Source organism: Arthrobacter sp. MAHUQ-56, assembly GCF_019710585.1.
Taxonomy (GTDB): Bacteria; Actinomycetota; Actinomycetes; order Actinomycetales; family Micrococcaceae; genus Arthrobacter.
This window is the reverse complement of sequence record NZ_JAIFZQ010000020.1, coordinates 447,527-468,371: the sequence shown is the minus strand read 5'-3', so window position 1 is coordinate 468,371 and position 20,845 is coordinate 447,527. Positions and strand designations below refer to the sequence as shown.

General features: G+C 67.3%; 17 protein-coding genes and 1 pseudogene. 4 read left to right on the top strand and 14 right to left on the bottom strand.

The features are described from left to right. Nucleotides 1-24 precede the first annotated feature (24 nt). Both htpX and K4G53_RS14505 read right to left on the bottom strand, forming a co-directional pair. A complete protein-coding gene (gene htpX / locus K4G53_RS14510) occupies nt 25-891 on the bottom strand; it encodes a zinc metalloprotease HtpX (protein WP_221386382.1) in 867 nt (288 codons plus the stop codon). A gap of 28 nt (nt 892-919) precedes the next feature. Beyond that, a complete protein-coding gene (locus K4G53_RS14505; RefSeq protein WP_221386381.1) occupies nt 920-2,191 on the bottom strand; it encodes an MFS transporter in 1,272 nt (423 codons plus the stop codon). Between the two features lie 80 nt (nt 2,192-2,271). On the opposite strand from K4G53_RS14505, the gene K4G53_RS14500 reads away from it, so the two are divergent. The 3 genes from K4G53_RS14500 to K4G53_RS14490 all read left to right on the top strand — a co-directional run bounded on the left by K4G53_RS14500 (nt 2,272) and on the right by K4G53_RS14490 (nt 5,059). After that, on the top strand, nt 2,272-2,769 hold the full coding sequence (locus K4G53_RS14500) for a Fur family transcriptional regulator (protein WP_221386380.1): 498 nt from the start codon (nt 2,272-2,274) through the stop codon (nt 2,767-2,769). Beyond that, on the top strand, nt 2,766-4,247 hold the full coding sequence (locus tag K4G53_RS14495; RefSeq protein ID WP_221386379.1) for a catalase: 1,482 nt from the start codon (nt 2,766-2,768) through the stop codon (nt 4,245-4,247). The genes K4G53_RS14500 and K4G53_RS14495 overlap by 4 nt, the downstream gene beginning before the upstream one ends. 176 nt (nt 4,248-4,423) lie before the next feature. Next, a complete protein-coding gene (locus K4G53_RS14490; protein WP_221386378.1) occupies nt 4,424-5,059 on the top strand; it encodes a DUF2461 domain-containing protein in 636 nt (211 codons plus the stop codon). A gap of 20 nt (nt 5,060-5,079) precedes the next feature. Here K4G53_RS14490 and K4G53_RS14485 read toward each other — a convergent pair whose 3' ends face one another. The 10 genes and pseudogenes from K4G53_RS14485 to K4G53_RS14440 form a co-directional block, all read right to left on the bottom strand. Beyond that, nucleotides 5,080-5,685 carry a TetR/AcrR family transcriptional regulator gene (locus tag K4G53_RS14485; RefSeq protein ID WP_221386377.1) on the bottom strand — a complete coding sequence of 202 codons (606 nt, stop codon included), beginning with the start codon at nt 5,683-5,685 and terminating at the stop codon, nt 5,080-5,082. Between the two features lie 114 nt (nt 5,686-5,799). Beyond that, nucleotides 5,800-7,362: an amino acid permease gene (locus K4G53_RS14480; RefSeq protein WP_221386376.1), complete on the bottom strand. Its 1,563-nt coding sequence runs from the start codon at nt 7,360-7,362 to the stop codon at nt 5,800-5,802. 176 nt (nt 7,363-7,538) lie between these two features. Next, nucleotides 7,539-7,944: pseudogene (locus K4G53_RS14475) on the bottom strand (DUF779 domain-containing protein). After that, a complete protein-coding gene (adhP, locus tag K4G53_RS14470; RefSeq protein WP_221386375.1) occupies nt 7,944-8,966 on the bottom strand; it encodes an alcohol dehydrogenase AdhP in 1,023 nt (340 codons plus the stop codon). Before adhP ends, K4G53_RS14475 begins: the two are co-directional and overlap by 1 nt. Before the next feature lie 45 nt (nt 8,967-9,011). After that, the gene (locus tag K4G53_RS14465) at nt 9,012-10,535 is read right to left on the bottom strand and encodes an aldehyde dehydrogenase family protein (RefSeq protein WP_221386374.1); all 1,524 of its coding nucleotides are present in this window, start codon (nt 10,533-10,535) and stop codon (nt 9,012-9,014) included. Between the two features lie 140 nt (nt 10,536-10,675). Further along, on the bottom strand, nt 10,676-12,016 hold the full coding sequence (locus K4G53_RS14460; RefSeq protein ID WP_221386373.1) for a GAF domain-containing protein: 1,341 nt from the start codon (nt 12,014-12,016) through the stop codon (nt 10,676-10,678). A 134-nt stretch (nt 12,017-12,150) separates the two neighbouring features. Next, nucleotides 12,151-13,425: a glycosyltransferase gene (locus tag K4G53_RS14455; RefSeq protein ID WP_221386372.1), complete on the bottom strand. Its 1,275-nt coding sequence runs from the start codon at nt 13,423-13,425 to the stop codon at nt 12,151-12,153. Then, nucleotides 13,425-14,036, bottom strand: a complete 612-nt coding sequence (locus tag K4G53_RS14450; protein ID WP_221386371.1) for a TetR/AcrR family transcriptional regulator — start codon at nt 14,034-14,036, stop codon at nt 13,425-13,427. The genes K4G53_RS14455 and K4G53_RS14450 overlap by 1 nt, the downstream gene beginning before the upstream one ends. A 62-nt stretch (nt 14,037-14,098) precedes the next feature. Then, entirely contained in the window at nt 14,099-15,529 is a 1,431-nt protein-coding gene (locus K4G53_RS14445) for an FAD-dependent oxidoreductase (protein ID WP_221386370.1), read from the bottom strand. A 122-nt stretch (nt 15,530-15,651) separates the two neighbouring features. Next, nucleotides 15,652-16,647, bottom strand: a complete 996-nt coding sequence (locus K4G53_RS14440; RefSeq protein ID WP_221386369.1) for a DNA topoisomerase IB — start codon at nt 16,645-16,647, stop codon at nt 15,652-15,654. 105 nt (nt 16,648-16,752) lie between these two features. Here K4G53_RS14440 and rarD point away from each other — a divergent pair, with 105 nt between their 5' ends. Beyond that, complete coding sequence (gene rarD, locus K4G53_RS14435) at nt 16,753-17,832, top strand: EamA family transporter RarD (protein WP_221386368.1); 1,080 nt, start codon at nt 16,753-16,755, stop codon at nt 17,830-17,832. 115 nt (nt 17,833-17,947) lie between these two features. On the opposite strand, the gene gabT is transcribed toward rarD, so the two are convergent. Further along, a complete protein-coding gene (gene gabT / locus K4G53_RS14430) occupies nt 17,948-19,318 on the bottom strand; it encodes a 4-aminobutyrate--2-oxoglutarate transaminase (protein ID WP_221386367.1) in 1,371 nt (456 codons plus the stop codon). 30 nt (nt 19,319-19,348) lie between these two features. After that, nucleotides 19,349-20,779 (bottom strand): aminobutyraldehyde dehydrogenase, encoded by a 1,431-nt coding sequence (locus K4G53_RS14425; RefSeq protein ID WP_221386366.1) that lies wholly within the window; start codon nt 20,777-20,779, stop codon nt 19,349-19,351. Nucleotides 20,780-20,845: the final 66 nt, after the last annotated feature.

Below are 20,845 nucleotides of genomic sequence, written 5' to 3'. Positions count from 1 at the left end.
GACACGTCCGACGGCGGGTCCCGGCTACTGCGGCCGGCCCGCCATCCGCTCCAGTCTGGAGATCCGGTCGCGCATCGGGGGGTGGGTGGCGAAGAGCTTGTTGATGGCGCCACCCCGGAACGGGTTGGCAATCATGAGGTGCGAGGCGTTGACCAGCCGCTGGTCCTGCGGCAACGGGGCAAGGCTGACGCCGCGCTCAATCTTGGCCAGGGCTGAGGCGAGCGCCAGCGGATCTCCGGTCAGCTGGGAGCCGTCCTCGTCGGCGTCGTACTCCCTGGTGCGTGAGATGGCCATCTGGATCAGCGACGCCGCGAAGGGCGCCAGCAGCGCCATGGCGATCATCGCCAGCGGATTGGCATTGCGCCGGTCGCCGCCGCCGAAGAACAGCAGCATCTGGCCCACCGAGGTGATGACGCCGGCGACGGCGGCAGCCACCGATGAGGTGAGGATGTCGCGGTTGTAGACGTGCATGAGTTCGTGGCCGAGGACCCCGCGCAGCTCGCGGGCGTCGAGGAGCCGCAGGATGCCTTCAGTGCAGCAGACCGCGGCGTTTTGGGGGTTGCGGCCGGTGGCGAAGGCGTTGGGGTTCATGGTGGGCGAGACGTAGATGCGCGGCATGGGCTGGTTGGCGCGCATGGAAAGCTCACGCACGATCTGGTAGAGCTGCGGGGCCTGGGCTTCGGACACCGGGATGGCCTGCATGGCGCGGATGGCGATCTTGTCGCTGTTCCAGTAGCCGTAGAACGTGGTGCCGACGCCGATCAGGGCCATGATCCAGATGGGCGTGGAGCTGCGGGTACCGACGCCGATAAGTCCACCAAGACCCAGCAGCACCGCCCACAGCACCCCGAACAGCGCGGCCGTCTTCAGGCCGTTGTGATGGTTGTGCACGTTTCCTCCTTGCTCAAGGAACGGTCCACTACGGCACCGGGTTCCGGGCGTCATACCTGCCGAAGCCCGGCTGCAGTTTCGCCGCCAGCCACGCCCCCGCGATGCACAGCGCACCGCCGAGCAGCAGGACCCAGCCCTCACTCAAAATCTTAGTCCCGCCGCCGGCCAGCAGGTCCCCGATGCGCGGACCGCCGGCCACCACCACGATGAAGACGCCCTGGAGCCTGCCACGCAGGTGGTCCGGGGCCGCGGCCTGAAGGATCGTGTTGCGGAAGACGCTGCTGATCGAATCGGCGATGCCGGCCAGCGCGCAGCAGATGGCGGCGGGAACCAGCCACGGTGTCACGCCGCCGTCCGGCGCGTGCCCGGCCAGCAGCACCACCAGCCCGAACGCTCCGATGGAGGCGCCCCACCCCATGACGGAGATGACGACGGAGGTCCCCTGGCGGCGGACCATCCCCAGTGGGCCGGAGAACAGGCCCGCGAGGAAAGCCCCGACGGCGGTGCACGCGAGCAGGATGCCGACCGTCGCCTCCCCGCCGCCGATGGACAGGGCGGCCACGGCCGGCAACAACGCGCGCGGCTGGGCCAGGACCATGGCGATGAGGTCGATGATGAAGGTCATGCGGAGGTTGGGCCGGGTCCCCAGGAACCGGAACCCCTCGATCACCGATCGGAGCCCTACCTTGCTGCGGGTTCCGGCCGGTGGCATCGGCGGAAGGCGGTAGACCGCCCAGAGCACGAAGGCGAAGCTCACAAAGTCGATCGTGTAGGTCCAGCCGAACCCGAACAAGGCAACAAGCACGCCGGCCAGCAGCGGCCCGGCGGTCATGGCGAGGCCCATGGACAGCATGCTGAGCGCGTTGGCAGCCGGCAGTAGTTCCTTGCGGATGAGCATGGGGATGATGGCGCTGCGGGCCGGCTGGTTGATGGCCTGCGCCCCGCTTTGCAGTGCTACAAGGAGATAGAGGACCCAGACGCTGCCCAGCTGCAGCCAGGATTGGAGCGCGATCAGGCCGGTGGTCAGCCACAGCACCGCGGAGGCCAGCAGGGCGATGCGCCGGCGGTCGTGCGCGTCCGCGATGGACCCGCCCATCAGGCCGCCCACCACCAGGGGCACCAGCGCGAAAACGCCCAGCAGGCCCACGTAAAAGCTGTCGTGCGTCAGCCGGTAGACCTCAAGGCTCACAGCCACCAGGGTGAGCTGGCTCCCCACGGCGGACACCGCGGATCCCAGCCAGAGCCGGCGGAATGCCGGGCTTTCCTTGAGCGGCCGGATGTCGGCCAGAATCTTCCCCACCCGGCAACCCTAGCGGGCGACACGGACAGGTTAGCCACGCCTTATTGTGACTTACTAATAATAAGTGCTTCAATGGAGCCATGACGGAGCACTTCGACGGCCAGGAAGCATGGGCAGCGGCCCTGCGTGCCCACGGCCGCAGGGTGACCAAGCAGCGGCTTGCCGTACTGGCCGCCGTCGATCGCCACCCCCACTCCCCGGCGGAAAGCATCCTGGCTGCGGCCCGCACCGAACTGCCCGAGCTGACTGCCCAGTCCGTGTACGTCGTCCTCGGCGACCTGACGGACCTGCACATGCTGCGCCGGTTCGAACCTCCCCACTCCCCGGCACTGTATGAAACGCGTGTGGGCGACAACCACCACCACGCGATCTGCATCAGCTGCGGCCGTGTGGAGGACGTGGACTGCGCCGTCGGCCATGCTCCCTGCCTCACGCCCCACTGGAACCCCGACGCCAAGCCGATGACCATCCAGATCGCGGATGTCATGTACCAGGGCATTTGCCAGGACTGCCAGCGGGCCCAACAACTTCCTCCCCAGTCGTCCCTTACAAGAAACAAAGAAATAGGAGAACAATGACTGCCGTTTCAACAACCCAGTCAGGTGCGCCGGTTACGTCCGACGCGCACTCGAAGTCAGTTGGTGCCGATGGTGCCATCATCCTGACTGACCACTACCTGGTGGAAAAGCTCGCCCAGTTCAACCGTGAGCGGGTTCCGGAGCGCGTAGTGCACGCCAAGGGCGGCGGTGCATTCGGTACGTTCAAGACCACCGAGGACGTCTCCAAGTACACCAAGGCCGCGTTCCTGCAGCCCGGCGTCGAGACCGAGATGTTGATCCGCTTCTCCTCCGTGGCCGGCGAGAACGGTTCCCCGGACACCTGGCGCGACCCGCGCGGTTTCGCCGTGAAGTTCTACACCAGCGAGGGCAACTACGACCTCGTGGGCAACAACACCCCCGTGTTCTTCATCCGCGACGGCATCAAGTTCCCGGACTTCATCCACTCCCAGAAGCGCCTGCCGGGCACCCACCTGCGCGACGCCGACATGCAGTGGGACTTCTGGACCCTGTCCCCCGAGTCCGCCCACCAGGTCACCTGGCTGATGGGTGACCGCGGCCTCCCCGCCTCCTGGCGTGAAATGCAGGGCTACGGCTCGCACACCTACCAGTGGATCAACGCCGCCGGTGAGCGCTTCTGGGTCAAGTACCACTTCAAGTCCAACCAGGGCGTGAAGAACATGACCTCCGAGCAGGCCGAGGCCCTGGCCGGTTCCGACGCCGACTTCTACATCCGCGACCTGCACGAGAACATCGAAGCCGGGAACCTGCCCTCCTGGGACCTGCACGTCCAGGTCATGCCGTACGAGGACGCCAAGACCTACCGCTTCAACCCGTTCGACCTGACCAAGGTCTGGCCGCACGCGGACTACCCGCTGATCAAGGTCGGCACCATGGAGCTGAACCGCAACCCGGAAAACTACTTCGCGCAGATCGAACAGGCCACCTTCGCGCCGTCGAACTTCGTGCCGGGCATCGCCGCTTCCCCGGACAAGATGCTGCAGGCCCGCATCTTCTCCTACGCCGACGCGCACCGCTACCGCGTGGGCACCAACCACGCCCAGATCCCGGTGAACCAGCCGAAGAACCAGGTGAACAACTACAGCCAGGACGGCCAGGGACGCTTCCTGTTCAACGCGCCTTCCGTTCCGGTCTACGCACCCAACACCTTTGGCGGCCCGGCTGCGGTTGAGCCGCAGAACGTCGCCGGCGGCTGGGAGAACGACGGCGAGCTGACCCTCGCCGCGCACTCCCTCCACGCCGAGGACGGCGACTTCGTCCAGGCCGGTGCGCTGTACCGCGAGGTCTACGACGAGGCCACCAAGGCCCGCTTCCTCGAAACCATCACCGGCGCCGTAGGCGGCGTCAAGCGTTCCGACATCAAGGAACGTGCCATCCAGTACTGGACCAACGTCGACGCCGAACTCGGTGCCAAGCTGCGCGCAAACCTTGGTGCAGCTCCGCTCTCCGAGGCAGAAGCAGCCAACAAGATCGGCTAGTACTGCCCCCACGGCGGGACCATCCGGTCCTGCCAATTTAGGGCTTCGTCAGGACACCCCTCCCGGTCTTCCGGGCGGGGTGTCCTGCCTTTTAAAGGCGGTTTTGCACATAGGGTTTTGCACATAGGGTGCCGGGAGCCTGGCCGGTTGCGGCGGCCCGGTCCTAGGCTCCATCCATGAACACATTCGCAGGCATCCCGCCGGAGGCCTTCCGGTTCTACGCGGAGCTGGAAGAGAACAACAACCGTGAATGGTGGCTCGGGCACAAGGACACCTATGACTCCGCCGTCAAGGAACCCCTCACCGAACTCCTCGCCGGCCTGGAACCCGAGTTCGGGCCGGCCAGGCTGTTCCGGCCCTACCGGGACATCCGCTTCTCGCAGGACAAGTCACCGTACAAGACCGCGCAAGGCGCCTTCTCCACCCGGCAGGAGGGGGTGGGGTTCTACCTGCAGGTGAGCGCGGACGGGCTGCTGATCGGCGGCGGCTACCACTCCCACACACCCGCACAGCTGGCCAGGTTCCGGGCCGCCACCGACGCCTCGGCAAGCGGCGCCGCGTTGCAGGAGATCGTCGATGCCGTGGCGGGCGCCGGCTTCACCATCGAGGGCGAGAAGCTCAAAACCGTCCCCCGCGGTTTCGCCAGGGACCACCCGCGCGCCGAATTGCTCAAGCACAAGTCCTTGTCGGCAGGGGTGGAAGTGGGCCAGCCGGAGTGGGTCTCCACGCCCGCAGTCCAGGACGAGGTCGCGGCAAGGTGGCGGCAGCTGCGGCCCCTCGTGGAATGGGTGGGGAGGTACGCGGCGCCATAGGTGCATGCCCGCGGCAGGCGTCAGGCGCCCTGCGCGGCGGCGGCCAGGCGGGTGTCGAGGTTGTTGAAGAAGACCGCCAGCATCAGCTCGAAGGCCTTGGTGGCAGCTTCCGGCTCATTCATCACCACGAAGTCGAACTGCAGGCCGTAGAAGGTGGAAGTAAAGAGCCGGGCGTCGGTGTCGGCATACTCCTCCGCGATCCCCTGAACCATGAGCCAGTCCCGGGTCTTGTGGTGCAGCAGGCGGAAGTTTTCCTGCGAACTCCCGCGCGGCTCGCCGGCAACGATGTCCTGTGCGGTCGCCTCGAATTCGAGCCTGGTCAGGTGGCGGTTACGCTGCGCCATGGTCCACTGCCAGGAGTCCAGCAGGAACGCCCGCCATGCGTCGCGGTCGATGTCACGGACGTCGGTGCTGCGCATCCAGTCCAGCCGGGATTCAATGGACGCGACGATGTCGTTGATGAGCTGGTCCCGGTTGCCGAAGTGGTAGACGAGTACATAGGCACTCACGCCCAGGCCTTCGGCGAGGCTGCGGAAGGTCAGCTCCGCGAGCGTCTTGTCCATCAGGTAGTCGAGGATGGCGGTGAGCAGTTCGGCCTTGCGTTCGGACCGGGAGGGACGTGCCATGCTTCCATCCTAGGAGCCCGGAACCCGCGGGCCGGAAACGCCCGGAGCCCGATACGCGTCTGCCCGCCCGGGCAAAGTCCGGGCGGGCAGAAACGGCAGGTGCAGCGGAGGAGCTCAGGCGCGGCTGAATTCGTCCTCGTCGTCACGGCCGGCAGCGGCAGCGGGGTCTGCCTGGGGTGCGCGGTTGACCGAGGCGCTTGCCTCGGCGAAGCGCTCGTTGAGCCGCGAGTGGCGCTGGCCGTAAGCGAAGTAGATGGCCAGCCCGAGGAGCAGCCAGAAGGCGAAGAAGATCCACGTCTCCACGGCGAGGTTGGTCATCAGGTACAGGCACAGCACGGCCGACACGATCGGCAGCACCTTGCCGAACGGTACACGGAACGCCGGCTTCAGGTCCGGGCGCTTCTTGCGGAGGACCAGGATGCCCAGGCTGACCACCACGAAGGCTGACAGCGTGCCGATGTTGATCATTTCCTCCAGCAGGTCCACGTTGGTCAGCCCTGCCACCAGGGCCACCGCGGCGCCGCAGATGATCTGGAGGCGGGCCGGCGTCGAACGCTTCTCGCTGGTCTTTGACAGCGACCGCGGCAGCAGGCCGTCGCGGCTCATGGCCAGGACCACGCGGGACAGGCCCATGAGGAGCACCATGATCACGGTGGTCAGGCCCACCAGGGACCCGAAGGCGATCACCTTGGCGGCCGAGGTGTCCCCTACCGCTTCGAACGCAGTGGTGAGGGTGGGGCTCTTGGCCTCGGCGAGCTGGGTGTAGGACACCATGCCGGTCAGGGCCAGGGAAACGAGGATGTACAGCAGGGTCACCAGCGCCAGGCCGCCGAAGATGCCGCGGGGCAGGGTCTTCTGCGGGTTCTTCACTTCCTCCGCTGAGGTGGCCACCACGTCGAAACCGATGAAGGCGAAGAACACCAGGGCGGCGCCGGCGAAGATGCCAAGCGTGCCGTACTGGGCGGGGGCGGCGCCGGTGAGGAAGCCGAAGAAGGACTGCTTCAGGACATCGGCGGCACCGGTTCCGGCCGTGGGCTCAGCAGCGGGAACGAACGGCGTGTAGTTCTCGAACTTCACATAGCTGAAGCCCACCACAATCACGAACAGCACGACGCCGATCTTGATGAGGGTGAAGATGTTGCCCACCCGGGCTGAGAGCTTGGTGCCGAGCACCAGCAGCACGGTGAAGATGGCAACGATCAGGAAGGCGCCCCAGTACAGGTCCACACCGCCCAGGGAGATGGCCGGCGGGATATCGGCGCCCATCAGGGCAAACACCTTGCTGAGGTAGATGCCCCAGTACTTGGCGATCACGGCGGCAGCGGTGAACAGCTCAAGGATCAGGTTCCAGCCGATGATCCAGGCGAGGAGCTCGCCCATGGTGGCGTAGGTGAAAACATAGGCGGAGCCGGCCACGGGGATGGCGGTGGCGAACTCTGCGTAGCACATGATGGCCAGCGCACAGGTGACGGCGGCGACCGCGAAGGACACGGTCACGGCGGGACCGGCAAAGTTGGCAGCTGCCTTGGCGCCAACGGAGAAGATGCCGGCACCCACTGCCACGGCGACGCCCATAATCATGAGGTCCCAGGTACTGAGGGAACGCTTGAGCTTGCGTCCGGGCTCATCGGCGTCGGCCATGGACTGCTCAATGGACTTGGTCCGGAGAAGATTCATTGGGGAATCACAATCCTGGTTTGTGATGGAAACAGACCTATCAACGATAGTGTCCATCCAGTGGACGGCCACAATCGTCCCACATGGTGAGACGGCCGGTTTTCCGAACTTTGTTCTGGAAAACGCGTTCGGAGCCCTCCGAATGGAGAGCCCCGAACGTATTTTGACCGAATTCCTCAGGCCGGCCAGTCCATCAGCGTGGACCGGATGAGGAAGCGCTTGCCTTCCGGCGCCTCCACCGAAAACCCGCTACCCCGGCCCGGAACCACGTCCACTGTGAGGTGTGTGTGGCTCCAGTATTCGAACTGCTCCCGCGACATCCAGAACTCCAGGGGCCGCGGGGCCACGCCGTCGGACAGGTCGAACAGCCCGAGCAGGACGTCGGAACCGCCGGTGATGAAATCCCCCGCCGAGTAGCACATGGGTGAGGACCCGTCGCAGCAGCCGCCGGACTGGTGGAACATCAGGGCCGTGCCGGTCCCACAGCATCTGCAGCAGCGCCACGGCGTCAGGCGTCAGCGCCACCCGGGAGAACTCCTCCCCCGGCAGCGTCGCGGCGGCCTCGATCCCCTGGGCCGGCATCAGAACCTCAGCACCACGCGGCCGTCGATCTTGGCGTGCTTCATTTCGTCGAACACCGCGTTGACCTCGGAAAGCTCCCGCACGGAAACCGTGGGATGGATCTTGCCACGGGCGTAGAAATCCAGCGCTTCCTCCAGGTCCTGCCGGGTGCCGACGATCGATCCGCGGACCGTCAGTCCCTTGAGCACAATCTCGAAGATCGGCGCCGGGAAGTCCCCCGGCGGCAGTCCGTTGAACACGATGGTGCCGCCGCGGCGGGCCATCCCGATGGCCTGCCCGAATGCCGACGGGTGCACCGCAGTAACCAGGACTCCATGGCAACCCCCTGTTTCACGCTGGATCACTTCCGCCGGGTCTTCGTGCAGGGCGTTGACGGCCAGTTCGGCGCCGTGGGCCTTGGCGAGCGCGAGCTTGTCGTCGGCGATGTCCACGGCGGCAACCCGCAGGCCCATCGCCACCGCATACTGCACGGCGATGTGTCCCAGTCCGCCGATCCCGGAAATCGTGACCCACTGGCCTGGCCGGGCCTCGGTCATCTTCAGTCCTTTGTACACGGTGACGCCGGCGCAGAGCACCGGTGCCACCTCGACGGGGTCGGATCCCGCCGGTATCCGCGCCGCGAAGCGCGAGTCCACCAGCATGTACTCCCCGAAGGAGCCGTCCACGCTGTAGCCGCCGTTCTGCTGGGCCTCGCAGAGGGTCTCCCAGCCGGTGCGGCAGTACTGGCAGTCGCCGCACGCGGACCACAGCCATGCGTTGCCCACCAGGTCGCCGATGGCGAGGTCGGTGACGCCCTCGCCCAGGGCCACCACTTCGCCCACCCCTTCGTGGCCGGGAACGAACGGCGGGGTCGGCTTGACCGGCCAGTCGCCTTCGGCGGCGTGGAGGTCGGTGTGGCAGACACCGGTGGTGAGCACCTTAACCAGCGCCTGCCCGGGCCCCGGTTGGGGGATGGCGATGTCCTGGACGGAGAGGTCGGAGCCGAATGTGGTTACTACTGCTGCTTGCATTGTCGTCGTCATTGGCGAAATCCTTGCGTCGTTGTAGCGGAGGTAGGGCAGCAGGGCCTAGAAGAAGCCCAGCTTGTTTTCGTTGTAGCTGACCAGGAGGTTCTTGGTCTGCTGGTAGTGGTCCAGCATCATGGCGTGGTTCTCGCGCCCGATGCCCGAGGACTTGTAGCCACCGAAGGCGGCCCCTGCCGGGTAGGCGTGGTAGTTGTTGACCCAGACGCGGCCGGCCTGGATTTCGCGGCCGGCGCGGTAGGCCACGTTGCCGTTGCGCGACCAGACACCGGCGCCGAGGCCATAGAGGGTGTCGTTGGCGATGCCCATGGCGTCGTTGTAGTCGCTGAATTTCGTCACCGCCACGACGGGTCCGAAGATCTCCTCCTGGAAGATCCGCATCCTGTTGTGGCCTTCGAAGACGGTGGGCTGGACGTAGTAGCCGCCGGCCAGGTCGCCCGGCAGCTCGGCGCGGGCGCCGCCGGTGAGGACCTTGGCGCCTTCCTGCTTTCCGATGTCGATGTAGGAAAGGATCTTCTCCAGCTGGTCGTTGGAGGCCTGCGCCCCCACCTGGGTGTCGGTGTCCAGCGGGTTGCCCTGGATCATCTTCTCCACCCGGGCCACGGCGTCGGCCATGAAGGAGTCGTAGATGTCCTCCTGGACCAGGGCGCGGGAAGGGCACGTGCAGACTTCGCCCTGGTTGAAGGCGAACAGCGCGAAGCCTTCCTGGGCCTTGTCATAGAACGCGTCGTTTTCCTGGGCCACATCGTTGAAGAAGATGTTGGGGCTCTTGCCGCCCAGTTCCAGTGTGACGGGGATGAGGTTCTGGCTGGCGTACTGGCTGATGAGCCGGCCGGTGGTGGTTTCGCCGGTGAACGCGATCTTGCGGATCCGGGAGCTGGAGGCAAGCGGCTTGCCGGCCTCCACGCCGAAGCCGTTGACCACGTTGACCACGCCGGCGGGCAGGAGGTCCCCGATCAGTTCCATCAGCACCAGGATGGACGACGGCGTCTGCTCGGCCGGCTTGAGGACCACGGTGTTGCCTGCGGCGAGCGCGGGGGCCAGCTTCCACACGGCCATCAGGATGGGGAAGTTCCAGGGGATGATCTGGCCCACGACGCCGAGCGGTTCATGGAAGTGGTAGGCGGTGGTGTCGTCGTCCAGCTGCGAGAGGCTGCCTTCCTGCGCCCGGACAGCCGAGGCGAAGTAGCGGAAGTGGTCGGCGGCTAGCGGGAGGTCTGCCTTGAGGGTTTCACGGACGGGTTTGCCGTTGTCCCAGGTTTCAGCCACGGCGAGCATTTCGAGGTTTTCGTCGATGCGGTCCGCGATCCTGTTCAGGATGGCGGCGCGTTCAGCGACGGAGGTCTTGCCCCAGGACGGGGCCGCCTTGTGTGCCGCGTCCAGCGCCAGCTCGATGTCCTCCGCGGTGCCGCGCGCCACCTCGCAGAAGGCCTTCCCGGTGACGGGGGTGATGTTGTCGAAGTACTGCCCCTTCACGGGGGCCACCCATTCGCCGCCGATCCAGTTCTCGTACCGGTCCTTAAAAGTGACCTTCGAACCCTCGGTGCCGGGCTGTGCGTAAACGGTCATTGCTAGCTCCTTTGCTAATCCCAGGCTTTCGCCATTGGAGCCAGCGTAGGAGGGGGCAGGTTGCAGCAAGGTTGCAACCGGGTGACGCACGTCACCTCGCATGGAGGGCACGCATGGAAGGTGCGACGGCGCCCGCAGCCTCAGGCGCGGAGTTCGGCTTCCAGCCGTTCCAGGTCCGCGACCAGGGCGGCCCGCCGGGGTGAGCGCGGCGGGAGGAGGCGGAGCGCGGCCCGGCGGACGCCGACGTCGTCCCTTGCCTCCGGCAGCTCGGCGTACTTGAGCAGCGACTCGGCGCTGCCGTCGGTGAGGACTGCCTCGCGGAGCAGGGAGGAGACCCTGCTCCGCAGTTCGACGATGCCCGGCGCCTCCGAGCGCGGAAGCACCGCCCCGCGGTAGATTTCCAGGGCGATCCGGTGGGCCCCGCGCTGCAGGCAGCTCAGTACCTGTCCGGTGTCCGGCACCACGTCCAGCGGGAGCCGGTAGGGCCGCGAGCCGGGCACGGCTTCCGGGTTGAGCTGCTGGAGGACCTTGCGGAGGCGGACCATCTCGGCCCGGAGCGTGATGGTGGACCCTTCGCCGGGATACAGCAGCGAGCCCAGTTCCTCGGCCGAGAGCCCGTCCTTGTGGGTGCTGAGCAGCGCCATGATTTCGCTGTGCCGGGCGGACAGCGCAACCGTCTTGCCGGCCAGGCTGAGCAGCGCTTGGTCACGGCCCAGCAGCTGCAGGCTGTTGCGGTAGAGGCTGCCTTCCGTGGCACCTTTACCTTGCCTGGCAGCGGCGGACGGGGACCGGCGTCGTACTGGCTTCCGCGCCAGGTCCGCGGCGAGCTGCAGCCGCTCCACGCGCAGCTGCGCCTGCGCGGCGGCGACGGTGGCCTCCACGAGGGACAAGGTGTGCGGCGCGACGGCGGTGGCCGTTCCGGTGATGTCCACGACGCCGAGCACCGCGCCGGAGTCGGGGTCATGGAAGGGGACGGCGGTGCAGCTCCAGGGATGGACCGTGCGCTGGTAGTGCTCGGCACCGGAGATCTGGATGCCGCGGCCCAGGGCGAGGGCGGTCCCGGGGGCGCTGGTGCCGACGCTGGCCTCGGACCAGTCGGCGCCGGGCACGAACATCATGCCCTCTGCCCTGCGCTGCAGCGTGGGGTCTCCGTCCACCCAGAGGAGGCGGCCCACTTCGTCGCCTACGGCCACCAGGAGCCCGCTGTCGTGGCTGGGCTGGACCAGGAGCTTGTTGATGACCGGCATGATCGCGGCCAGGGGGTGCTGCCGGCGATAGTCCTCCAGCTCGTCCCAGTCGAGGGCCAGCGGCGCGGCGGGGTTGTCCGGGTTGGCCCGGAGGCTGGCGGAGCGCTGCCAGGACTCTTTGATGAGGTTGCGCAGCCCGGGCAGCTCCGGTGTGCCCCCGGAGGCGGCGTCCAGGTGCTCGTGCCCGGCCAGCGCAGCGCGCTGGAGCGGTTCAGGCTGGAGCAGGTTCGTCATCGAACTCCCGTTGTGTGCAAGCATGTGGCGGCCATTCCAGGCCCTGCGCATTCGGTCCCGCGCCCTGGACTTTTGGTCCGGCTATGCAGGGCTCGGGGGTGCCCAAGCCAGCATAGCTGGCCAAAAACCCCGTGTCATGGGTGTACCCGGACCAGCTCTTCCAAGGCGTCCGCTCCTGCTGCTGCTCCCCCGGCGGCCGTGAAGCCGGCAGCAACCCGGCGGGCCCCTTCCTTTTTCGCCAATGCCTTCCGGACCGCCGCGCGGAGCGTGCCCGGGGAGAGGTTTTTGCGGCTGAGCCTGATGCCGGCGTCGGCCGCCACCACCCGCGCCGCGACCTCGTGCTGGTCGCGCCCGAAGGGCACCACCACCACTGGAACTCCCTTGGACAGGGCCTTCTGTGTGGCCCCCATGCCGCCGTGGGTGACGGCCACGGCCGCATGTTCCAGGACCTGGCCGTGCGGGACGAAGTGTTCCAGCCGGGCATTCGCCGGAACGCTGCCGAAGCCGGCGGTGCCCGATGCCCGTGCCGCACCGGCGGAGCCTGTTTCCGCCGCGGGCACGGTGGCGACGACGGTGAATGGCTCCGCAGCCAGGCCTTCCAGGGCGGCCCGCACGATGGCCTCGTCCGCCTGGTACTCGGACGAGGTGGTAACCAGCACGACGGGCTCCGCGGCGTCCCCAAGCCAGGCCGGCGGAGGCGACGGCGGTTCCCACCCCAGCGCCCCGATCATGCGGACGTCGCGCCCCCAGTCAGGATGCGGATACTCGAAGGGCTCCGAGGTGGTGACGAGCAGGAGCGGGGCGGTCCTGAACATCTCGTCGGCGCCCTTGACCGGGGCAAGGCCGCCCCCGGACAGGCCGGCACGCAGCGAGTTGACGCGCGGCAGCATCAGTTTCTCGACGGCGCCAACCACGAGGCGGCGCGCCAGTGCGTCCCGGCCCCGCCCCAGGGGTCCGGGCATGGGATCGAGCCCGGGACCGAACGGCGGGGTGCCGCGGGACGTCAGCGGGGGCGTGTATGGGCTGAATGTGGCCCAGGGAAGGCCCGACGCTTCCGCCACGATCCGGGCACCCCAGGAGTTGATGTCCACCACCAGCAGGTCCGGCTTGACGGCATCCATGGCGGCACGGAGATCGGGTGCGTCGAAGCGGGCGCGGGCCGTGAAGGTCTCAACACTGGACGCCAAGGCAGCCCGCGCATTCCCTGCCCGGTAGTCCACGGCCTCCACGGCGAGAAGCCTGTCATCGACCGCCTGGGCCTGGAATCCGGCCTCGCGGAGCATCGGGATCTGTTGGCGGAGTGCGCGCACGTGGACCTCGTGGCCGCGGGCCTTCAGTTCCAGGAGCAGCGGCACCATGGGAAAGAGGTGGCCGATGGCCGGCGACGTGTAGGCAAGGATGGTGGACATCAGGACCTCCGGGTGAAGGGCTCCAGCATTTCGATCAGGGAAAGCGCCACCTGGTCCTTGCCCAGCCCCGCGTCGAGGCGGAGCAGCTTCCAGGTGTAGACGTCGCACAGCGCGACGAACTGGGCGAGGCGGCGTTTCCGCTCCACCCCGGCCGGCAGATAGTCGTCCGCCAGGAACGGCGCGAAGACGCGTTCACACCATTCCCTGTGGAGGCGCCGGCCGCCTGCGGTGATCTCGGCGAGGACCGTCGACGTTTGCTCCTCCGCCAACAGCTTCAGCGCCAGGGCACCGGTGGTTTCGTAATGCTCCACGAGGTTGCCGACGGCGGCAGGGACATCCCCGGACGGGGCGGCACCGCGCTGGGCGGCAACCCCGGTGGAGGCGAACTCGGCGGTGGCGTGGATCAGGCCCATCCGGTCACCGAAGCGGCGGATGACGGTCTGGACGGTGACCCCTGCGCGGTCCGCGACGGCGTTCAGGGTTACGTCGGCGAGCGGCCCCTCCATGAAAAGCTCCAGCGTTGCCTGCAGGATCCGGCGCCCCGTCTCGGCGGCGGAAGAAGCCCGCTTCGGCGAACTGTAAGCCCTGGTTTTGGCCGCGGCCGTATTCATGTTAATCAGACTAACCCGAATATGTTTCCGCGCCTAGGGTTTTGGGCTGCGTGCTCCGGGGGTCAGCCGCGGGAGATGCGGATCATCTCTTCGCGCGGCACCACCTTGATGCGTTCGCGCACCACGTGGTCCAGGCCTTCGGGCCCGGTCCAGGCCTGGCCCAGGCCGGCCTCGTGGGCGTCGAGCTTGTTCCAGCCCTCCCACGTGGTGTATTCGATGCCGCGTTCCTCAAGCAGGTCGATGATGGCCTGGGGATCCGGGTTTTGTGCCGCCGGGAGGTGCAGCCGGTCCTCGAGCAGGAAGCCGATGGTCTCAAGGGCGTCGCCCTTGGTGTGCCCGATCAGTCCCACGGGACCGCGCTTGATCCAGCCGGTGGCGTAGATGCCGGGAACGGGGGTGCCGGAGGCGTCCAGGACGCGGCCGCCCTCGTTCGGGATGACGCCGCGCTTGGCATCGTATTCCAGTTCGTCAAGCGGGGAGCCGTGGTAGCCGATGGCCCGGTAGACGGCCTGGACCGGGTACTCGACGTACTCGCCGGTGCCCTTGGCGTTGCCGGTGCCGTCCAGCTGCATGCGTTCGAACTTGATGCCGCCCACCTTGCCCGTGCCGTCGTCGAGCACCTCGACGGGGCTGTGCAGGAAGTGCAGGTGCAGCCTTCGGGAGGAAGGGTTCTCGGACTCCGCGTGTTCCTCCACCAGCCAGTTGGTGAGGGTGTTCACCATGGTCTTGGTCTGGTTGTTGGTGCGGATGGCCTCATCGGAGGCCTCGTCGAATTCGAAGTCCTCCGGGTACAGCACGATGTCGACGTCGTTCATGTGGCTCAGCTCCCGCAGTTCCAGCGGGGTGAACTTGACCTGGGCCGGGCCGCGGCGGCCAAAAACGTGCACGTCGGTCACCGGCGAGGACTTCAGGCCCTGGTAGACGTTGTCCGGAATCTCGGTGCTGAGCAGTTCCTCGGGATGTTTGACCAGCATGCGGGCCACGTCCAGCGCCACGTTGCCGTTGCCGATGACGGCGATCTCCCTGGCATCCAGCGGCCACTCGCGCGGAACATCGGGGTGGCCGTCGTACCAGGAAACGAAGTCCGCCCCGCCGAAGGAACCCTGGAGGTCAATGCCCGGAATCCCCAGGTCCGCGTCCTTGACGGCGCCGGTGGAGAAGATCACGGCATCGTAGAAGGCGCGGAAGTCGTGGAGGGTGAGGTCGCGGCCATAGGTCACATTGCCCAGGAAGCGGATGTCGCCGCGGTCCAGGACCTTGTGCAGGGCGTTGACGATGCCCTTGATGCGGGGATGGTCGGGGGCCACGCCGTACCGGATGAGGCCATACGGCGCCGGGTAGGCCTCGAAGAGGTCGATGCTGACCTGGAAGTCGCCGTCCTTCACGCCGCTGGACTTGGTGAGGATGTCAGCAGCATAGACTCCTGCCGGTCCGGCGCCGATGATGGCGACGCGGAGGGGACGGTTGGCGGCAGTTTCGCTGTGGTTGGACACCGGGAGCCCTTCTGAACTGGTCCTGCACGAGGTTTCATGCTGCTGCGCAGCAGCATGCCGCGCACTGTGTCATTTTAGTTCTGTGCCATTCTAGTTCGGCGCCATTCCAGTTGGCGGCCATGCTAATTCGCGGCCAGCGCGACCACCTTGCCTTCCCGGTAGAGGAGGGCCCGGAGTTCGGCTTCCGCCGAATCAAGCCGTTTCGGGTCGATGGTCTCCCCGGCGTGGTAATGGTCCAGCACCCTGGGGTCGACGTAGCTTTTGCGGGCGATGGAAGGCGTGTTGCCCAGCGTTTCCGCGGCCTCATACATGGCCCGGCTGATGGCGCGCTTCCGCTTGGCGGCCGTCCGCTGCGCACCGGTCCGTGCCAGGCTGGCCGCCGCGGCCACGGTCCCCCGCAGCGTGCGGAAGTCCTTGGCCGTGAAGTCGGAGCCGGTCCGCTCCTTCACGTAGGCATTGATGTCGGCGCTGGTGACCGGACGCCAGGTCCTGCCGTCCTTGTAGGCCAGCAGCCGGGCGTTGGACCCCCGCCGCTTGAGCAGGCGCAGGAGGGCGGCGAGGTCGGCGTCGCGGATTTCCGATTCCCAGTCCTTGCCGCTCTTGGCCGGAAACCGCAGCGTGATCCTGTCCTTGCGCACCTGGACGTGGGCGCACAGCAGGGTGGCCAGGCCGCGGCTCCCGTTCTCGTTCGTGTACCGCTCCGATCCCACGCGCAGGGACCCGCTGTCCAGCATCCGGAAGGCCGCCGCCAGGACGCGTTCGCGGCTGAAGCCATCGCTGCGCAGGTCCATGGTGACCCTGCGGCGGGCGGCGGGCAGGGATTCGGCCAGTTGCAGGGACCGGTCGAACTTCACCCTGTCCTTACGCTCGCGCCACTCGGGGTGGTAGATGTACTGGCGGCGGCCCACCGCGTCGAGGCCCGTGGCCTGGATATGGCCATTGTCGAAGGGGGCAATCCACACGTCGGTCCACGCCGGGGGAATGCCGATGCTCTCCAGGCGGTCGCGGACCGGCCCCGGCGGCAGGGTGGAGCCGTCCAGGTCCCGGTAACTGAAGCCTTTGCCGGCGGCCACCCTGCGGTAGCCTCGGCCCGAGGCGTTGCTGCGCCGGAGCCTCATGGGGCACATTCCGGCTGGAGGGCACGTGTCATGAAAGCAAGCCTACTGACTATTTTGCGGAATGCCCGCGTGCCTGCCCGGAATACCTGTCCCCCGGCTGGTGTTATGGGTTCCGTGCCAACACCCGAAGGAACCCCCGCCAGCCCCGCAGCCACCTCCGCCCCCGTTGCCACGGTTGGCGCAGCACCCGGCGGGGCCGCGGCCGCACCCGGCGGGGCCAAGGCAGCTGCCCCGGGCCCCATCCAGGCGGGCCCCAAGCAGGTGGGCGGGGATACGACGGCGGGCATGCTGTTCGGCATCGGCGCGTACGTCATGTGGGGGCTGCTGCCGCTGTATTTCTTCATCCTGATGCCGGCGGGCGCGGTCGAGATCGTAGCCAACCGCGTGGTGTGGTCGCTGCTGTTCTGTGCACTCCTGATCACCGTGACCAGGTCCTGGCGTCTGTTTGCGGCCGCGCTCAGGGACCGGCGCATCCTTGGCTCGCTGGCCCTGGCGGCGTTCCTGATCGCGGTCAACTGGCTGACCTACACCTACGGCGTCACTACAGGCCAGGCGGTGGAAACGTCACTGGGCTACTTCATCAACCCGCTCGTCTCGGTGCTGCTGGGGGTGTTCGTGCTGAAGGAGCGGCTGCGCCCGCTGCAGTGGGCCGCCGTCGGCATCGGCTTTGTAGCGGTGGGCGTCCTGACCTATTCCTACGGACAGCTCCCGTGGATCGCGCTGACGCTGGCCTTTAGCTTCGGCCTGTACGGCTTCGTGAAAAAGCGCGTGGGGCCGAAAGTGGATGCCGTCACCAGCCTCAGCGTGGAGACCATGGTGCTGGCACCGCTGGCGGCGGTGGCGATGGTGGTCCTCGCGGCCTCCGGCACCTCGACGCTGACGTCCCATGGGGCCGGGCATTTCTGGCTGCTGCTGGCGTCCGGCGTGATCACCGCGGTCCCGCTGGTGTTCTTTGGAGCCTCCGCCCGGCGGCTGCCGATGACCACCATCGGCCTGCTGCAGTACTTCGCGCCCGTGCTGCAGTTCCTGGTGGCACTGCTGGTATTTGGCGAAACCATGACGGTTGAACGCTGGATCGGTTTCGGCGTGGTGTGGCTCGCCCTGGTGATGCTGACCCTGGACATGCTGGGCACGGCACGCAGGAACTCGCTGGCCCGCAAAGCCCTGCTGCACCCGGCCGCCTGACGCGGCACTTCGTCGGGCCGGCGTCGTACGGCAACCCAATCCCTTAACCCACGAAGGTGGGCACCGCAGCCGCGGTGCCCACCTTCGTGGCGTTGCCGGAGGGAGTCGTTCCGGTTTAGGCGTGTGCCTTGATGGCGGCGGCCAGGACCTCCAGGCCGTCTGCCAGCAGTTCGTCGGTGATGACCAGCGGGGGCAGGAGGCGGATGACGTTGCCGTAGGTGCCGCAGGTGAGGATGATGACGCCCTCCTTGAGGCAGGCGGCAGCAACGGCCTTGGTCAGCTCCGGGTTCGGTTCCTTGGAACCGGCCTGGACGAGTTCGACGGCGAGCATGGCGCCGCGGCCGCGTACGTCGCCGATCACGCCGGTACCGGCAGCGGCCAGTTCCGACTGCAGCCCGCGCAGGCGGGCCGTGGCGACTGCCTCGATGTGGCGGGCGCGCCCGGCGAGGTCGTACTCCTCCATGGAGCTGATGGAGGCAAGCGCGGCGGCGCAGGCCACCGGGTTGCCGCCGTAGGTGCCGCCCAGGCCGCCGGGGTGGACGGCGTCGAGCAGGTCGGCGCGGCCGGTGATGGCGGAGAGCGGCATGCCGCCGGCGATGCCCTTGGCCAGGGTCATGATGTCCGGGACGACGCCTTCGTGGTTGACGGCGAACCATTCGCCGGTGCGGCAGAAGCCGGACTGGACCTCGTCGGCAATGAAGACGATGCCCTTTTCCTTGGCCCAGGCGGCCAGTGCGGGCAGGAAGCCCTCGGCCGGGACGATGAACCCGCCCTCACCCTGGATGGGTTCGATGATGATCGCGGCAACCTGGTCTCCGCCAATCTGCTTTTCGATCGCGAGGATGGCGCGCTTGGCGGCCTCGGCACCCGTGATGTCGGGGTTTTCCTCGCGGTACGGGTAGCTCATGGGCATCCGGTAGACCTCTGGCGCGAACGGGCCGAAGTTGGTCTTGTACGGCATGGCCTTCGCGGTCAGCGCCATGGTCAGGTTGGTGCGGCCGTGGTAGGCGTGGTCGAAAGCGACGACGGCGTCCCGGCCGGTTGCCAGGCGGGCCACCTTGATGGCGTTCTCCACTGCCTCGGCGCCCGAGTTGAAGAGGACGGTGCGCTTTTCGTGGTCACCGGGGGTGAGGCGGTTCAGCTGCTCGGCGACGGCCACGTAGCCTTCGTAGGGCGTGACCATGAAGCAGGTGTGGGTGAAGTGCTCCACGGCTTCCTTGACGGCACCCACGACGGCGGGGTCGGACGCACCGACGCTGGTCACGGCGATGCCCGAGCCGAGGTCGATGAAGGAGTTGCCGTCGACGTCGTGGATGATGCCGCCGTCGGCGTCGGCAACGTAGACGGGGACGCTGGAGGCGACGCCGGCAGCGACCACGGCCTTGCGGCGTTCGGTCAGCGCTACGGACTTGGGGCCGGGGAAGTCGGCCTGGACGCGGCGCTTCTGCTCCAGGCGGTAGGTGATGTCAGATGCGGTGGTGGTCATGGGGTTACTTTCAGTGCTGGTGGTGGGAAATCAGGCGTCGAGGGCGGACATGACGTGCTTGATGCGCGTGTAGTCCTCCACGCCGTACATGGAGAGGTCCTTGCCGTAGCCGGACTGCTTGAACCCGCCGTGGGGCATTTCGGCGGTGAGGAGGATGTGGGTGTTGATCCAGACGGCGCCGAAGTCCAGGTCGCGGCTCAGGCGCATGGCGGTGCCGTGGTCCGTGGTCCAGACGCTGGAGGCCAGGGCGTAGTCCACGTCGTTGGCCAGGGCCACCGCTTCTTCCTCGGTGCTGAACTTCTGCACCGTGATGACCGGGCCGAACGTTTCCTTCTGGACCACGTCGTCGGTCTGCTTGGCGCCGGTGATGATGGTGGGTTCGAAGAAGTAGCCCTTCTCTCCCGCCCGGTGTCCGCCGGTCTCGATCCGGCAGTTGGCCGGCAGGTTCTCCACCACGGAGGTCACGGCGTTGAAGTGGTTGATGTTGTTCAGCGGGCCGAAGTAGTTGTCTTCGTCGTTCTGCGAGCCGGTGTGCAGGGTCCGGGTGTGCTCCACCATGGCGGCCACGACGTCGTCGTGCACCGACTCCTCCACCAGCACCCGGGTGATGGCGGTGCAGTCCTGGCCCGCGTTGAAGAACGCGAACTCGGCGATCGCTGCGGCGCTCTTCTTGATATCGGCGTCCTTGAACACGATGGCAGGGGCCTTGCCGCCAAGCTCCAGGTGGGCACGCTTGAGGCCCTTGGCGGCGCCGGAGGCAACGGCAATGCCGGCGCGGACGGAACCGGTGATGGACACCAGGCCGGGGACCTTGTGCTCCACCATCATCGCCCCGGTTTCGCCGGTGCCCAGCACCACGTTCAGGACGCCGGCGGGCAGGATCTCCCCGGCAAGGCGGGCCAGCACCAGGGTGGACTCGGGGGTGGTGTCGGAGGGCTTGAGGACCACGGTGTTGCCGGCGGCAAGGGCGGGGCCGATCTTCCAGATGGCCATCAGGAACGGGTAGTTCCACGGAGCCACCTGGGCCACCACGCCGATGGGCTCGCGGCGGACGTAGGAGGTGTGGCCCTCGAAGTACTCGCCGGCGGACTTGCCCTCCAGGATGCGGGCGGCGCCGGCGAAGAAGCGCAGCTGGTCGGCGCCGGCGGCCACTTCCTCGGAGGCGATGAGCGAGCGGACCTGGCCGGTGTTGCGGTGCTGGGCCTCGACGATTTCATCGCTGTTGGCCTCAATGGCGTCGGCGAGCTTGAGCAGCATCAGCTGGCGCTGGCCGGGCGTCACGTGCTTCCAGGTTTTGAAGGCGTCCTTCGCCGCCGCCATGGCCGCGTCCACATCGGCCTGGACGGAGACAGGTGCCTGCGCCACCACGTCGCCGGTGGCGGGGTTGACCACGTCCAGCAGGGTGGTGCCGGCGGGGGTGACGAACTTCCCGTTGATGAAGTTCTGCAAGGTTTGGACCACGGTGTGCAACCTCTTTTCTAGGAGCCATCGGCACCGGAGCGAATGGACCAGGACGGATGGATGGAA